The sequence below is a fragment of the Mesorhizobium sp. RCC_202 genome, from assembly GCF_041355295.1.
Lineage (GTDB): Bacteria > Pseudomonadota > Alphaproteobacteria > Rhizobiales > Rhizobiaceae > Mesorhizobium.
The window spans coordinates 40595-55921 of the sequence record NZ_JBFUPO010000002.1; the positions used below are offsets into that span (position 1 = coordinate 40595).

Here is a 15327-nt window from a genome sequence, read left to right on the forward strand (position 1 = left end):
GCGCAAATGATCGCTCAGCAGTTTGGTTGCGCGTGATGTAACCTGCATTAACGCCCGGGATTGAGTGGTTCAAAAGGTGAAGTCCAGCTCCGCGATGCCCCGCAGCCCGGGCAATCGTGCGGAACGTCTGCGGAAGAATCTGAGAGGCGGTGACGCCACCGACGAGGGTTGTGCCTTGAGGCGGCTTCGCGCTGCACCGGTTCAGCGCAACTCGTTCGAACCGTCAGCGACACCCACGCGATGCCGATAGACCATTTCCCATCCCTTCCAGCCTGTAAACAGCAGGATGAGAACCACTATCAACGAGAGGATCAGGCCGGTAGGAATCACAGCCGCCTCCCCATGTCCATATCGGGAGTACCAGTTGTAGAGCTCAATGAGAACGACAAGTACATTTCCACCCGCATGAAGCCATGCCGCTGTGAGATTGCGAATCTGAACATCGCCCAATACATCCGTGAGACCGGCAAGAGCGGCCAGAGCGGCCATTATCAGGCCCGCTCCAAGGAGCCAAAGCGTACCCGTGATCCACCCTGGGTTAGCAGTTCGCCAGAAGATCAGGTCGCAAACGAAGGTAGCAACAAAAAAAGCGATCGGGAACGGAATCAACATTGGGTGGATTGGATGGCCGGCGACGCTGGCGGTGCTGTGTGGGTTGCGGGTCATTAGGATGCCTCCAACGGACGTCACGCCAACGCTTCACGCGCCAATACATAGTTCCAACAGGACCGCCTACGCCGCCTAGCCATAACCCGATCCACAGCCACAACGCTGGTTTCTACGGAATGTTCCCTAACCCGGCTCGCTCAATTCCACGACGGTGCCAATCGCCTCAATCGGAAGAATGCGCTCTCCGGTTCAGACGGCGGTGGCGAGCTCTGGGCGACCGTCGCCTCGCTCGTAGAACTGCGGAACTCAAAGGCGTCGACCCGACGCGTGCCTCGCCGACGACAACACCTGCATCGTCGCAGGCCATCCGCACAGCCAGCTCGACGACCTGCCGCCCTGGGCCTATACCCCCGCGCCACTCAAGGCCGTGGCCTGAGAAGACCGGTTTCGCTTGGGTTGATCTTGCCTCGCTAGCCAGCTGAAGCCAACGAATGGCCGCCGTATTGGTAATCGGCAATACGCTGAGGCTCCGCATTTGCAGCGCCAATTTCTGGCAAGATGCTGGGCCGTGCATCAGCTTAGGCGGTGACCCTAGTCCTGATGAAGGCGCGCTGAGGCCGACCGGCCGTCGCCCAGTCGCATCGCCGGGCGGCGAGAGCTTACTTTTCAGAAGCTTGGCGTTTATTTGCAGGCATATGGCTCTAGTGGCCTCAATCATTGAGGCCGATTCATCTGCGATTAGTACATTCGAGAGTAGCCTTCGCAACTTCAGTTCACAACTTCCTCTTTGCTTTGCTCCAAGCACCAAACCCGAGGAGCTCTGTTTGGTCACGAAATCATCCGCGAGAGCCGCCGAAGCGCCGGAGTCGGCCAGTCTAGCCGCACTGGCAAAACTGGCGACTGCTTCCTACCAAAGTCTCGAGCATGAGTTTGGAGCTAAGATCGCCGAGCTCGAAGGCCAAGCGCTTCGATTAACCACGCTGATCGACAGCATCTCGCAAGGCATCTGCTTTTTTGACGCCGATGAACGGCTGATATTGTCCAACCGACGTTATGCGGAGATCTATCGCATTGCGCCCGAGCAAATGGGGCCGGGTCTGACGCTCGGTGAGATTGTGGAACGACGCGTGGCCGCCGGGACATCCGCGATGTCAACCGACGACTATCTCGCATTGGCTCGTACGGTCAATTCGGGCACCGCGTCGAGAACATGGACGGCCAGCCTAGCAGATGGCCGGACAATTCAGGTTTGTCACCAACCTATGTCCGACGGCGGTTGGGTCTCAACGCACGAGGACATCACCGAACTTGCCACCAAACGCCAGATCGTCGACGAGCGCATCTCGCTGCAAACGTTGATCGACTGGGTGCCCGACTACCTCTGGGTCAAGGATACGCAAAGCCGTTTCGTCGTGGTCAACAGCGCCCTTGCAGCCGACAGTGGCAGGGATAAGACCAGTGACATGATCGGCTTGACCGATTTTGATCTCCATGCTCCGGAACTGGCCCAAAAATTCCGCCTCATCGAGCAAGAGGTCCTCAACAGCGGACAACCGATGATCGACGAGGAGGAGTTTGTCGTCGATGCGTCGGGCGCCGGCAAATGGCTCTCGTCGACGAAAGTTCCGTTGCGCAATACCGCAAATGCCATCTTCGGTCTGGTTGGCATTGCTCACGACATCACCGCCCGCAAACAGGCCGACGTGCTTCGCAACGGACAGGCGGAAATCCTGGAAATGATCGCGATGAGCGCTCCGCTTGAAGATGTGCTCGATAGTCTCATGCGCCTCGTGGAATCCCAGTTGAGCGGGATATTCGGTTCCGTCTTGCTGCTCGACAAAGACGGCATCCACTTGCGGCACGGCGCCGCGCCGAGCCTGGCGAGAGACTATACGGTTCTCATCGACGGGATCGCCATCGGTCCCAAGGTAGGGTCCTGTGGAACCGCCGTTTATCGGCGGGAGCCGGTCATTGTCGCCGATATCCTGCAGGATCCCCTCTGGGAAGTTTACCGCGAGCTGGTGGCGCCCTACGACTATCGTTCGTGCTGGTCGACCCCGATCCTGTCGCATCAAGGTGCCGTGTTGGGTGTCTTTGCGATGTATTCGATGACGGTGCGTGAACCGGCCGAAGCAGAGACCCGATTGATTGACTTCACGACCCGCATCGCCGGAATCGCGATCGAGCGCAAATTGGCTGAAGATCAGATTCACTTCATGGCCAATCATGACGTGCTTACCAGACTTCCCAATCGCGCCTTGCTGGAGGACCGGCTTTCTCAAGCGATCTTGTACGCTCAGCGATACGATCGCTGGGTGACAGTGGTGTTCATCGATCTGGACAATTTCAAATTCGTCAATGACACGCTGGCCACAATGCCGGAGACGAACTGCTGAAAGCTGTCGCCGGCCGTATGGTTGAATGCGTAAGGGCGACCGATACCGTGGTGCGGCTTGGCGGCGATGAATTTGTCATCGTTCTGTTCGACCAGCCTACGAATGTCGATCTCATCTCGGAGACCTTGCAGACCATCCGGGCAGCGATTGCAGCGCCGGTTCATATCGGAGAGCACCACCTGAGGACGACGGCCAGCATCGGCATTGCAAACTATCCCAAGGATGGGACGAGCCCGGATACGCTCCTGGCCAATGCCGATGCGGCCATGTATCGAGCGAAAGAATTCGGCCGCGACAATTTCCAGTTCTACGCTCCCGAATTCAACACCAGGGCGCATGAAAAATTCGTGCTTCAGGAGGAATTGCGAAACGCCGTGGCCCGCTCAGAATTCGTCTTGCTTTATCAGCCGCAAGTCGATCTTCGTTCCGGGCGCGTCTTTGCGGTAGAAGCGTTAATACGCTGGAATCATCCGACACTAGGCGTGGTAGCACCGATGACGTTCATTCCGACGGCCGAAGAGACAGGTTTGATCGTGCCGATCGGCGACTGGGTTCTGCATGAAGCCTGTCGGCAGAACAAGGCCTGGCAGGATGCGGGTCTGCCGCCGATGACCGTTTGCGTCAACGTGTCGGCACGGCAATTCAGGGAGAAGAACCTGATCGACCGCGTCGTCAACGCATTACAGGAAAGCGGCCTGGAAGCGAGTTACCTTGAGCTGGAGTTGACCGAAAGCCTCATCATGCAGGACATCGACCTCGCCGTCGCGACGATGAACGAACTGCAACATCTCGGCGTTCAGATATCGATCGACGATTTCGGAACTGGCTACTCCAGTCTCAGCGCACTCAAGAGATTTCCGGTAGCCCGGCTGAAGATCGATAAATCGTTCATCAACGACGTTGCGGAAGACGAAAACGATCAGGCTGTTGCCAGCGCCGTAATTTCGTTGGGTCAAAAGTTGAAGATGAGGGTTATCGCCGAAGGCGTAGAAACCGACGATCAAATCGCCTTCCTGCTCAAAAATAATTGCGATGAAATGCAGGGCTATCATTTCAGCAAACCGGTCTCCGCACGGGACATCGAGAAATTGCTCAACGCGCCCGGTAACTCATAGTCAATTCTCGCCTTGTTCTCCTGCCTGAACCTGCGCCTGGAATGAAGCACCTGGACCGCCAGTCTCACCGGCGAAAATCCAACGTCGTGCTCCTCGACCGTCTCACCCATCATTGCGAGATCATCGAGACCGGAAACGAGTCCTGGCGCTTCAAGAACCGCGCCTGATCACCCCATCAAGCTGCCAAGCGCCATCCGCGTTCGCCCCGGCTGCGCAACCCTGACCAGCTCCGCCCGGGCGAACGCTGACCGCCGCGCATTGCATAAGGGGGATCAAAATTGGACGCCGATCTGGCCTTTGAACGAAGACTCGGCTGACGGCAAAAGCCGCCGACCATTGAGATCAAGGAGGCCGCAGTGAAGCAATATGTCGGACTGGATGTGTCGCAGAGGGAGACGAGCGTCTGCGTGGTCGATGATGCCGGAAAGACGGTGTTCCAGGGAAAGGCGAAGTCCGATCCGGGAGCCTTGACGGAGCTGCTGCGTAAACGTGCGCCTCACGCCGAGCGCATCGGTTTTGAGCGGGTGCCATGTCCAGCTGGCTCTGGCACGAGCTGAAAAGGGTCGGGTTGCCGGTCGTCTGCCTTGATGCTCGGCATGCAAGGCAGCGCTTTCAGTCCGAATGAACAAGAGCGATGAGAACGATGCCCGCGGCCTGGCTGAACTGGTTCGCGTCGGCTGGTATCGGGAAGTGAAGGTCAAGAGCACAGAGAGTCAGGCCACCCGGTCCATGCTCGTCGCACGGTCAAGACTTGTCGAGATCCGTCGCGATCTCGAAAATCAGACACGGTCCATGCTGAAGGAATATGGGCTGCAGTTCAGTCGATCGATTGGGTCACAGTTCCGGCGAAAGGTTTGGGAACTGGTTGCTGACGGCCATCCGCTTCGCCCTTTGATTCAGGCGCTTCTGTCTGTCCATGAGCAGGCCTGCTGTGAACAGGAGAAGCTCGATCGGCAGGTCCGGCATCTCGCTCGTGAAGACGAAACCACACGCCGGCTGATGACAGTCCCCGGCATCGGTGTGGTGACCGCGCTCACCTTCCGCCACACGATCGACGATCCCTCGCGCTTTCGCTCGGCCGCCAACGTGGGTGCCTATCTCGGCCTGACGCCGCGACGAAAGCAGTCCGGTGAAACGGATATCAATGGCCGCGTCTCATGCTGGGGCGATCGACTGCTGCGAAGCTACTTGTACGAGGCGGCCAGCGTGCTCCTGCATCGGACGAAGAAATGGTCTACGCTGAAGGCGTGGGGCGTTCGCCTGTCGAAGCGGATCGGCATGAAGAAAGCGAAAGTAGCGGTCGCACGGAAGATCGCCGTTCTTCTTCACTGCATTTGGGTTGACGGCACCAGCTTTGAGTGGGGCAACGAAAAGATGGCTCAGTCGACTCCACCCCAAACGAGTTCTCGGGCCGCTATCAACGCGGAACTCGTGATGTCCCCGCCGCGACGGTGGTTGCGGCGACCTCGGTCAAACGGCTGACAGCAGGTTACCTGCATCTCGTTGGAAACGTTGAGGCGCGCCCGACCCGAACATCATCATGAGGCATTCGACCTCGGAAAGGACCATGACCCCGGCGATGGCAATGCGAGATCTGAATTGACAACTACCCGCAATTAAAGGGCCGTTTGACATGCCGGCTTCGCCTGACTTCGCGCCAAGCTCGCCTTAGCGAGCAACCGTGGGGCAAATGATCAACAAAATCTCTTTTGCGGGAACTTACCGCGGCACTCGAGGTTGGAAAGGCACCCGAACGGGTGATTTCGACCAGAGGAGATTTCCAGATGGCAGCCACCAAGAAAGCCAATGCCAGCAGCAACGGCCTTGAGGACCTGTTCCTCGACGGCCTCAAGGATATTTACTACGCCGAGAAGAAAATTCTGAAAGCTTTGCCGAAGATGGCGAAGGGAGCAGAGGACGAGCAGGTCTCGGCCGCATTCGAAAAGCATCGTGCCGAGACCGAGGGCCACGTCGAGCGGCTGGAACAGGTATTCGAGATCCTGGGCGTCGCCGCGCGCGGCAAGACCTGCCCTGCCATCGACGGCATCATCGAGGAAGGGTCCGAGATCCTTGAGGAATACAAAGGCTCAAACTCGATCGATGCGGGCCTCGTCGCCGCTGCTCAAGCGGTGGAGCACTATGAGATAGCGCGCTATGGCACTCTGATCGCGTGGGCCACCTCGCTGGGCAAGAACGACATTGTCGAATTGCTGAATGCCACCCTTGAAGAGGAGAAGGCGACTGATGAGGCGCTGACTGCCCTCGGCGAGTCCGGCGTCAACGATAAGGCGGCCGAGCAGCAAAAAGCCGCTTGAGCCCGAAAGTGCCACATCAGAAGGGCCACGGCACCAATGTCGTGGCCTTTTCGTGTCAGGGAACAGAGACATCTATGGCTGATGACGAGACCTCGACGCAGTCTCGATTTTACCACCGAACCCGAGCAGATTTGAAGCGCGGCTGTCAAACGGCTTCCAAAACTGACCCTCGATCGGCGTCCAATTTTGACCCCCCTTATGTAATGCGCGGCGGTCAGCGTTCGCCCGGGCGGAGCTGGTCAGGGTTGCGCAGCCCGGGCGAGCGCGGATGGCGCTTGGCAGGTGATTAGGCGCGGTTCTTGAAGCGCCAGGATTCGTTTCCGGTCTCGATGATCTCGCAATGATGGGTGAGACGGTCGAGCAGCGCTGTCGTCATCTTGGCGTCGCCGAAGACGGCGGGCCATTCGCCGAACGCCAGGTTGGTGGTGACGATGATCGAGGTCCGTTCATAGAGCCTGCTGATCAGGTGGAAGAGCAATTGCCCGCCGGCTTGCGCGAACGGGAGATAGCCGAGTTCATCGAGCACGACGAAATCGAGCCGGGTGAGGTAGTCGGCGATACGGCCCTGCTTGCCGCTGCGGTGCTCGGTCTCGAGCCGGTTGACGAGATCGACGACGTTGAAGAAGCGGCCACGTGAGCCGTTGCGGGTCAGGGCGCGGGCAATGGCGATTGCCAGATGCGACTTGCCGGTTCCGGTGCCGCCGATGAGCACGGCGTTGCGCTGGTCGGCGACGAAGGTGCCGTTGGCAAGGTCCCGGACCAGCACCTCATTGACCGGCGTGCCGTCGAAGTCGAACTCATCGATGTCCTTGGCGATCGGCAGCTTGGCGACAGTGAGCTGGTATTTGATGGAGCGGGCCTGCTTCTCGGCGATCTCGGCCGATAGCAGATCGCCGACGATCCTCGGCGGCTCGTGCTGGCGCTTGATGCCTGTCGCCATGACCTCGTCATAGGCGCCCCGCATCCCGTAGAGCTTCAGCGTGCCCATCAGTTCCAGAACCTGCGTGCGTTCCATCAGCTTGCCCTCCTGAGGCTGTCGTAGCGGGCGCAGTCGGCTTGCGGTTCGTGCTGCAGGCGAAGAGCGTCCGGGGTGAGAATGGTGACTGCCGGCGCCGGATCGCGTCGCCGCGCCAGGATGTTGATGATGACGGCGGCGGAGCAGACGTTCTGGTCGAGCGCTTCCTGGCAGGCGGCCTCGACGGCATCGATGCCGTCGGTCAACACCGCGGCCAGGATCGACACCATCTGCCGATCGCCATCATGCGCCGCCTTCAATCTGCGTCGGATACGCTCCATCGCCGACGGCAGAACCCAGTCCCGGAACGGCGCGCCATTGCCCAGCGCACCGGGCTTGCGGGAAAGCACCGGAACGTAATGCCAGGGATCGTAGATCGTCTCGCCGCGCCCGAAGGAGCGGACGTGCTCGGCGACGACCACGCCGTCCTGGCGGATGACGATCTTGCCGGCATAGGCATGGATCTCGACCGGGCGGCCGACGGCCGTCGACAGCACCGAGTATTTGTTGTTGTCGAAGCGAACCGTGCAGGTCTTCGACACCGAGGCCGGCACCGCATGGAATCCGTCGAAGGGGCCGCGATATTCGACCAGCTTGCCGCGCTCTTGCTCGAACACGTTCCAGATCGTTCGTTCCGGCTGTTCGATGTGACGGTGCGCCTTGGCGTAGGCGACGCACTTGTCCTGCAGCCAGGCGTTCAGCTCCTCATAGGTCTTGAAGCGCAGCCTAGGCGTGAAGAAACGCTCGCGCACCAGCCCGACCTGGTTCTCGACCTGACCCTTCTCCCAGCCCGACGCTGGCGTGCAGGCGACCGGCTGCACCAGATAATGGCTACACATCTGCAGGAGGCGGCGATTGTATTGGCGGTCCTTGCCAACAAAGATCGTTTCCACCGCCGTCTTCATGTTGTCGTAGATGCCGCGCGTGCAGGCGCCGCCGAAGAAGGCAAAGGCCCTGTCATGGGCGTCGAACACCATCTCCTGCGTCTCGCGCGGATAGGCCCTGACGAACATCATGCGGCTGTGGCAGAGCCGGACATGGGCGACCTTCACGGTCACCGTCACGCCGTTGATCAGGACGATCTCGTGGCTCCAGTCGAACTGGTAGGCCTCGCCCGGTGCGAAGAACAGCGGCACATAGGCGTCCGCCGTCGCCGACCCCTGCGCCTTCGCCCAGCCCTTCGCGTAGCGGCGGACGGCGTCATAGCCACCCTCGTAGCCGAGACTGCAAAGCTCTTCGTAAATCCGGATCAGTGTCAGTTGCTCGCGCGCCGCCTTGCCACGGTTGCCATTCAGAAACCCGTCAAGCTGATCCTGCCACGGACCGATCTTCGGCTTGGGCTGCCGCTCGCGTTCGTAAGGAGAACGATGTCTCATTGGATCTGAGAATCTTGCGGACGGTGTTCCGCGACACATGCAGTTCGCGGCAAATCCGCTTGAGCGACCATCCTTGCACATGGAATGCGCGCCGAACTCGGGCAATCGTATCCACCGACTTCATCCCCACACCATCCGCTCGCCACGACGAGCTGATGGTCGCAAATCAAAGCATCAGGGGGGTCAAAATTGGACGCCGATCCCCCGGCTTATGGGGTCAATTTTGCACGCCGATTCACAGCGCGGCGATCTTTTATGCGTCGGCCACGCTTCCAACTTCAGGCCAGAGCCATGTCGTGGATCTATTTCGCGCAAACGCTTGAGGCCGCCACCTGGGGCGCCGAACTGGCTGCGGGCGATGGCCGTCAAAGGATTTATATCGCTGAACCCACCGGGCCATTTGTGGAAGATCCGAACCTGACCGATAAGAAGTTTCCCAGCAATCCGACGAAATCCTACCGCTCTCGCGCCCCGCTGCGTATCATCGGCGAGGTCACTGAGTGGCAGGCTCATGCGCCAGAACAATTAAGGCGATGCACGATGGGCTTGCTCGCCTCAGAGCAGAGGGGCGCGACATTATCGAGGATTAGGAAGATTGGTGGTCGACCGATAAAAATTTGCCCGCCTGTCACACGTCGCCCTCGCGGAGAGCATCGCGCGGCGCAGGAGGATACGATCGCAGGCAGCTGGTAGAGGCCGCAAGACTTGCGGACCTGCTTGCAGCGGAATGATCAGTTTTTGAGCATCGCCTGATTCGGATTGTCAGCAGCCAGATGCCAGCGCCCCCGATAGCGCTGCGCCGCCTACATGAGCCGACCACCGTTTACCGCTATGACGGCTCCGGTGATGTAGTTTGCGTCTGCCGAAGCAAGCAGAACATAGGTGGCCGCCAGCTCGGCTGGGTGGGCGGGGCCCCGATAGGCGTGTTGCGGCCGAACTCCGCGACTTTCTCTGGTGGCGTCGTTGAAGGGATCAGCGGCGTCCAGACCGGACCGGGGGCAACGGCGTTAACACGGACGCCGCGCTTGGCGACCATTTTGGACAGTCCCTTTGTCAGGTTCACGATGGCCCCCTTAGTGGCGGCGTAGGCCAGGAGCTGTGGGGACGGATCAGCTGCCTGGATCGAAGCCGTGTTGATGATGCTGGCGCCATTGCCCATATGCCGCAATCCCGCTTTTGACAGAAAGAACTGGCCGTAGATGTTCGTCCTGAACGTCTGATCCAGCTCTTCCGCGGAGAGGTCCGCAATATCGTCGAGGGTGGCCTGGTGTGCCGCGTTGTTGACCAGTATGTCGAGCTGGCCCAGCCGGATCCGCGTATGCGACCTGCCCTTGCCAGGCGGCTGCAGCGACGGATGCGGGCTTGTCCTGATCAGGCCGACTCGCTGATCACAATGTCGCTGCCGGAGAGCTTAGAAACAGTCGTGCGCTGACGTCGCGCCCGGTTCCTCTCGGCGTCCAACAATTCATCCTCCCCAGCTAAGCCGTTCATGAATAGCTTGAGCAGTTGTGCAGCCAAGCGCTCCCGCTCTGGCGACTTAGGCGCGACACCTCGCTCGCTACCGATCGTCTCAGCAACTCGGGCAAGCATTGCGATTTCGTTCGGCTCCAAAAAATGACCCGGGTACAACATGCCGCTCTCCTGAAAAAACCTCTGTCCATTTACGCACGGCGCCGGAGGCTCGCAATTAACTATGATAACAGCCCATCTCAGATTTCGTCGAATGCCGAGATTGCTGTTCAGCGATTGAAACTGTCACCTGAAAGCTTGCTCCGTTCGCAATTGGCGCAACAGAGCGGCAAAGCGCTGGGCTCTGGCAGGAGGTCCCCCAAAATGTTGAAAGCAAAGCAGAAGCGTCGTGAACCTCTCAGGCTGATTAGACCAGTGCCATCGGTAGGTAGCGAATGATGATTTCGTCCTGCCGGAAACGGCGCTCGAGCTCCGCTCGGCGCTTTTGCCAGTCGGGCAGATCGACTTCTTCCGTCATCACCTCGAAGATGATGATCTCATCGATATCGGACTCTTTTCCCGGCTTCCACACCCCTTCCGCGGGCGTCCGAAAATACGCGGTAACACCTTTGAACGTATTGGCGAGTTCGTCCTTCACACGATCGAAGTCTGCCTTGGCGAAGGGCTCTCCCGCGTTGTCGGAACGAGGAAGCAGTATCTGGACAAGGTGCATGCGCCGCCTCCAACATCATTCAACGGTACGACAGGGCACGATGTTCCGTCGGCTGGCGCGATGCGCGTGCCGCGGCGCAAACGTGTAGAGGACGTGCCAATGTCTAAGGATTGCGCCGCAGGAACCGCTTTCTGCTCGGCGCCGCTGTTGGCAGCGCCCGCAGCTCAGCGGATTCCGACTTGCCGCCACCAAGGTCAGTGACGCCGGATCTACACCGCACCCCCGCGGCGACCCCAACGGCGGCACTTGAAGGCACCGTCCGTTCAACGGCTTGCTGACGGTCTTGTTGAAATTGCCGTCCACCGCAAAGTCGGCGGAGTGTGGAACTATTGAAAAAGTCGACCGTTACCGGTGCTCTCTATCAGAGCGTGAGGGAACTTTGGAAAGAGACGATGCTTCACCTGTAGCGACCGGCGTTCCGGGCCTCGATTATATCCTGCGAGGCGGCTACGCAAAATTCCGGTCCCATTTGGTGGAGGGCCGCCCAGGGTCGGGCAAGACGACACTCGGCCTTCAGTTTCTGATCAATGGCGTCCAAAATGGCGAAAAATGCTTGTACATCACTCTTTCCGAGAGCAAGCGTGAGCTCCAGTCGGTAGCTTATCGACATGGCTTGTCGCTGGACGGCATCGAGATCCTGGAACTGGTTCCCCCTGAACTTAGTTTGGATCCCTCGCAACTCCAGACACTGGTGCATTCGTCCGACCTCGAGCTCGGCGAAACGGTCCAAACTGCGATCGCCGAAATCGACCGGCTCCAGCCTGATCGCGTGGTGTTCGACTCCTTGTCCGAGATCCGCTTGCTGTCCCAAGGCTCCTTGCGTTATCGACGACAGGTGCTGGCCTTGAAGAGCTTCTTTCTCCTCCACAACGTAACGGTGCTCCTCCTCGACGACCTGACGGCTGAACATGACGATCTTAACCTGCACTCCATCAGCCATGGAGTGATCAGGATGGAACAGCTGTCGCCGGTTTACGGAGGTGAACGCCGCCGCTTGCGTGTCATCAAGATGCGAGGCGTAGAGCTGCGAGGCGGGTTCCACGACTTTGTGATCCGTCCTGGCGGGGTAAAGGTTTTTCCCCGGCTGGTCGCAGCTGAACATGATGATGGTGAGCACGGGCCGCCGGCACTCAGTGGCACTTCTCTGGATGCTCTCCTGGGAGGCGGCTTGGCACGCGGCACGAGTACGCTCTTGATAGGCCCCTCCGGAATCGGCAAATCCACCATCGCATCGACCTTCTGCCACGCTGCGCTTCAATGTGGTGAAACTGCCCTGGTTCTATTGTTCGACGAGACGACGCGGATCTTCCTCGCGCGGGCCAAAGGACTGGGCCTGGAGCTGGAACCCTTCGTCGAGAGCGGGGTGCTCCTGCTCGAAAAAATAGAGCCCGCCGAGCTGTCACCAGGTGAATTGTCGTCACGCATCCAAGCTGCGATAGACGGCGCAAATGCTCGGCTTGTGGTGATCGACAGCCTGACCGGATACTTGAATGCAATGGCGGAGGAACAGCATCTCGTCCTCCAAATGCATGAGATCCTAACCTACCTCAACCAAAAAGGTATTGTCACAATCCTGCTGTTGGCGAACCATGGGCTGCTGGGCCAAATGGCGGCGCCCGTGGACATGACCTACCTCTGCGATTCCATAATGCTGCTGCGCTTTTTCGAGAATGGTGGACGTTTGAGGCGGGCGATATCCGTGGTCAAAAAGCGGGTCGGCTCACACGAGGACACTATTCGCGAATTCAAGATTAGCGAAGGCGGTGTGGCGGTAGGAGAGCCCCTGGAACAGTTCCGAGGTATCCTGACGGGAGTGCCTTCATTCGAAGGCAAGCAGAGCGACCTCCTTAAAGACCAGACATCGTGATGTCAGCCAGCAATGGAGTTCTGATCCTCGCCCCGCTCGGGCGCGATGCGAAGATTGCGGCGTCTATCCTCACGGCGAAAGGCATTGCAACGAGGATTTGTGGCGATTTGCAGGAGGCTGTCTCCCTTCTTGACACCGCGCAGTGCCTTGTGGTCGCCGAAGAAGCCTTGACCCATTCCGATCGAAAGCTGTTTGCCGCATGGATCGACGGCCAGCCAGCGTGGTCGGATTTACCCATCGTCCTCCTGACGATGCGTAAGACTGAACTTGATGATCGACTCAGATTTCTTGATCACTACGTTATCGTTCTGGAGCGGCCGCTACTGGCTTCAAGTCTCTTAAACACCGTCCGCTCCGCCCTGCGCGCCCGCGCGCGGCAGTTGGAGGTCAAGTCCTTGCTCGAGCAACAGGAGGAGGTGGCCCAGCGCCAGAGGCTTTTGATCCGGGAGCTTCATCACCGTGTGAAAAACACCCTGGCCAATGTCCGGGCGATGATGGGAGCAACCGCCAGGTCGAGTGAAAGCGTCGACCAGTTCGTAAGGGACTTTTCGGCCAGGCTGGTTTCGCTTGCCGAAACGCACTCGATGTTGACGGACGACTACTGGCAGACAGCTTTATTGCACAAGCTGCTGGAAACAGAGCTCCGGCCCTACGATACGCTCGAGCCCTCGCGCATTTCGATGGAGGGTCCTGATGTTTCGCTCATCGCAGATCTCGCCATACCTATCGGCATGGCCTTTCACGAACTGGCCTCCAATTCTTCGAAATATGGCGCCCTGTCCAAGCCTGAGGGAAGGCTTGAAATCCGGTGGTCGGTCGATTCGCCCGCAGATGCAAGAATGCTTGATTTTTTCTGGCGGGAGCGCGACGGCCCAAAGGTAGAATCTCCCAAACGGCGTGGATTTGGTACGACCTTGTTGGAGAAGGTTGTCGCCGTACAATGCGAGGCCGAGATTGATCTGAAGTATCACCCGGACGGTCTGCAATTCGCTATGAAACTGCCGCTCCGTAACACCAGGCTCGTTCCGCCTTATTAACTACGTGCCCAAAGGCATCGAAGGCTGACGTCGATGCGCAACCAGCGCGCCCTTTTCATGCTTCATCCCGAGCGCCTCAGCCAGCGACGGCGTGATGTCCTGCAGGCGGACCCCGATGAAGCCACGCTCGATCCGGCCGGTTCGGATCAACTGGTCGGCGATGCTCTGGGCGGTGCGCGATGGCACCGCAAACCCGATTCCGATGCTGCCGCCCGACGGCGAGACGATTGCCGTGTTGACCCCGATCACCTCGCCACGTGCGTTGAACAGCGGACCGCCCGAGTTGCCTCGATTGATCGACGCGTCCGTCTGGAGAAAATCGTCGTACGGCCCGGCTTGAATGTCTCGCGAGCGGGCCGACAGAACGCCGACAGTGACTGTCCCTCCGAGTCCGAAGGGACTGCCGGCGCCGGCTGATGGAGGTTCTTGGCGAGAGGCCGCAACGCCTTGGTGTTGGAAAGGGCCTCGCCGTCTTGGTATCGTATCGCCGCCGCTCGGTCGTGGCGGGCGTGGCAGCACGAAGAAGCAGCGATACGGCCCCGGGTGGAGCGTTCCATGTCCTGCCCGGTGGGCCCTTATAGCGAGCCGCGTTCGGGCAGCTCGGTCTCTTCCGCAACCTCTTTTTGCAGGTCTCGGCGCAAGCGTTCCGCTGCGTCGGAATTATTTTCGTCGCCCGTGCGCTCGAGTTCGCGATCGGTAGTTTCGCGAGACCCCTCCACCGGATCCTGTTGCGGAAATGTTTTCGGGCCGGTTTCGATCTTGCCTTCGCCGGGCACGGCGCGGTCGGGAGATTTCGACATCTTCAGCTTCCTTCGTCTGTCGTCGCACCTCGACATGGGAATGAGTTTTGATGGCATCCCCGCCCAACTGGATCGTGGATGATTTGTTCCGAGACAGGACCCCGCGGTTCGTTTGGCCCGCCCGCATCAGGTGCGATTCGCTCCCGGGCCCGGAACATTCGAGGCGATCGAAAGTTCGTCTCAAACACTTTTCCAGATCGGCCCTTTTGTCCCAATTTCGCCCTCGGAAGCCCTCAAGCTGCAGAGAATCTCGGAGCTGCGTGAGAGCGACCTCGCCGTCCTGAGAGGCATCGCGATCCAGGAGAAGGAATTCGAGGCCAATCACGCCCTGGTCCTCGTGGGGAACCGGCCTTCGCATTCCTTTGTTCTAGTCGACGGCCTGGTCGGGTCGACCAAATATACCGGCGAGGGCAAGCGGCAGATCACGTCCTCCTTCGTGACCGGCGACATTCCGGATCTGCACGGGCTGCATCTTGCCGTGATGGACTGCACCTTCTCGCCGCTGACCCATCGCGCGTCGGCTTCATACGCCACGACACGCTGCGCGCCATCTGCGAACAGCACCCTAGTATCGCGACAGCGTTCTGGCGCTCGACGCTCGACGCGGCGATCTAC

At 59.4% G+C, this 15327-nt stretch carries 8 protein-coding genes and 9 pseudogenes; 8 read left to right on the top strand and 9 right to left on the bottom strand.

All coding sequences use genetic code 11. The features are described 5' to 3' along the window. Positions 1-136: pseudogene (locus AB6802_RS04395) on the bottom strand (integrase); the annotation flags it as partial. 65 nt (positions 137-201) lie between these two features. After that, entirely contained in the window at positions 202-666 is a 465-nt protein-coding gene (locus AB6802_RS04400) for a DUF2231 domain-containing protein (RefSeq protein WP_371008819.1), read from the bottom strand. A gap of 165 nt (positions 667-831) precedes the next feature. Between AB6802_RS04400 and AB6802_RS04405 the strand changes: the two are divergent. The 5 genes and pseudogenes from AB6802_RS04405 to AB6802_RS04425 form a co-directional block, all read left to right on the top strand. Then, a pseudogene (locus AB6802_RS04405) lies at positions 832-1045 on the top strand (IS66 family transposase); the annotation flags it as partial. A gap of 600 nt (positions 1046-1645) precedes the next feature. After that, positions 1646-4120, top strand: a pseudogene (locus AB6802_RS04410) (putative bifunctional diguanylate cyclase/phosphodiesterase). Positions 4121-4194: 74 nt separating this feature from the next. Then, positions 4195-4287: pseudogene (locus tag AB6802_RS04415) on the top strand (ATP-binding protein); the annotation flags it as partial. A 189-nt stretch (positions 4288-4476) separates the two neighbouring features. Next, positions 4477-5500, top strand: a pseudogene (locus tag AB6802_RS04420) (IS110 family transposase); the annotation flags it as partial. Between the two features lie 404 nt (positions 5501-5904). Further along, positions 5905-6435, top strand: coding sequence for a ferritin-like domain-containing protein (locus tag AB6802_RS04425; RefSeq protein ID WP_371008820.1), 531 nt, complete (start codon positions 5905-5907; stop codon positions 6433-6435). Positions 6436-6721: 286 nt separating this feature from the next. On the opposite strand, the gene istB is transcribed toward AB6802_RS04425, so the two are convergent. Both istB and istA read right to left on the bottom strand, forming a co-directional pair. After that, on the bottom strand, positions 6722-7450 hold the full coding sequence (gene istB, locus AB6802_RS04430) for an IS21-like element helper ATPase IstB (RefSeq protein ID WP_371008821.1): 729 nt from the start codon (positions 7448-7450) through the stop codon (positions 6722-6724). Then, positions 7383-8950 (bottom strand): annotated as a pseudogene (istA, locus tag AB6802_RS04435) (IS21 family transposase). The gene istB and the pseudogene istA overlap by 68 nt, the downstream one beginning before the upstream one ends. Positions 8951-9037: 87 nt before the next feature. On the opposite strand from istA, the pseudogene arr reads away from it, so the two are divergent. Further along, positions 9038-9416 (top strand): annotated as a pseudogene (gene arr / locus AB6802_RS04440) (NAD(+)--rifampin ADP-ribosyltransferase). 213 nt (positions 9417-9629) lie between these two features. On the opposite strand, the pseudogene AB6802_RS04445 reads toward arr, so the two are convergent. The 3 genes and pseudogenes from AB6802_RS04445 to AB6802_RS04455 form a co-directional block, all read right to left on the bottom strand. Further along, positions 9630-10132 (bottom strand): annotated as a pseudogene (locus tag AB6802_RS04445) (SDR family oxidoreductase); the annotation flags it as partial. A 65-nt stretch (positions 10133-10197) separates the two neighbouring features. Beyond that, positions 10198-10458, bottom strand: a complete 261-nt coding sequence (locus tag AB6802_RS04450) for a hypothetical protein (protein WP_371008822.1) — start codon at positions 10456-10458, stop codon at positions 10198-10200. A 244-nt stretch (positions 10459-10702) separates the two neighbouring features. Continuing rightward, positions 10703-11008 carry a hypothetical protein gene (locus AB6802_RS04455; protein ID WP_371008823.1) on the bottom strand — a complete coding sequence of 102 codons (306 nt, stop codon included), beginning with the start codon at positions 11006-11008 and terminating at the stop codon, positions 10703-10705. A gap of 379 nt (positions 11009-11387) precedes the next feature. Between AB6802_RS04455 and AB6802_RS04460 the strand changes: the two genes are divergently transcribed. Both AB6802_RS04460 and AB6802_RS04465 read left to right on the top strand, forming a co-directional pair. Then, on the top strand, positions 11388-12875 hold the full coding sequence (locus AB6802_RS04460; protein ID WP_371008824.1) for an ATPase domain-containing protein: 1488 nt from the start codon (positions 11388-11390) through the stop codon (positions 12873-12875). Beyond that, on the top strand, positions 12875-13912 hold the full coding sequence (locus tag AB6802_RS04465; RefSeq protein WP_371008825.1) for a sensor histidine kinase: 1038 nt from the start codon (positions 12875-12877) through the stop codon (positions 13910-13912). The genes AB6802_RS04460 and AB6802_RS04465 overlap by 1 nt, the downstream gene beginning before the upstream one ends. 36 nt (positions 13913-13948) lie before the next feature. Here the strand turns inward: AB6802_RS04465 and AB6802_RS04470 are convergent. Continuing rightward, a pseudogene (locus tag AB6802_RS04470) lies at positions 13949-14317 on the bottom strand (S1C family serine protease); the annotation flags it as partial. Positions 14318-14487: 170 nt separating this feature from the next. After that, on the bottom strand, positions 14488-14712 hold the full coding sequence (locus AB6802_RS04475) for a hypothetical protein (RefSeq protein ID WP_371008826.1): 225 nt from the start codon (positions 14710-14712) through the stop codon (positions 14488-14490). Between the last annotated feature and the right edge of the window lie 615 nt (positions 14713-15327).

Bases quoted from the DNA above. Each gene is read 5' to 3' on its own strand.
- AB6802_RS04400 (WP_371008819.1), bottom strand. From the start codon at position 666: ATGACCCGCAACCCACACAGCACCGCCAGCGTCGCCGGCCATCCAATC.
- AB6802_RS04425 (WP_371008820.1), top strand. From the start codon at position 5,905: ATGGCAGCCACCAAGAAAGCCAATGCCAGCAGCAACGGCCTTGAGGAC.
- istB (WP_371008821.1), bottom strand. From the start codon at position 7,450: ATGGAACGCACGCAGGTTCTGGAACTGATGGGCACGCTGAAGCTCTAC.
- AB6802_RS04450 (WP_371008822.1), bottom strand. From the start codon at position 10,458: ATGTTGTACCCGGGTCATTTTTTGGAGCCGAACGAAATCGCAATGCTT.
- AB6802_RS04455 (WP_371008823.1), bottom strand. From the start codon at position 11,008: ATGCACCTTGTCCAGATACTGCTTCCTCGTTCCGACAACGCGGGAGAG.
- AB6802_RS04465 (WP_371008825.1), top strand. From the start codon at position 12,875: ATGTCAGCCAGCAATGGAGTTCTGATCCTCGCCCCGCTCGGGCGCGAT.
- AB6802_RS04475 (WP_371008826.1), bottom strand. From the start codon at position 14,712: ATGTCGAAATCTCCCGACCGCGCCGTGCCCGGCGAAGGCAAGATCGAA.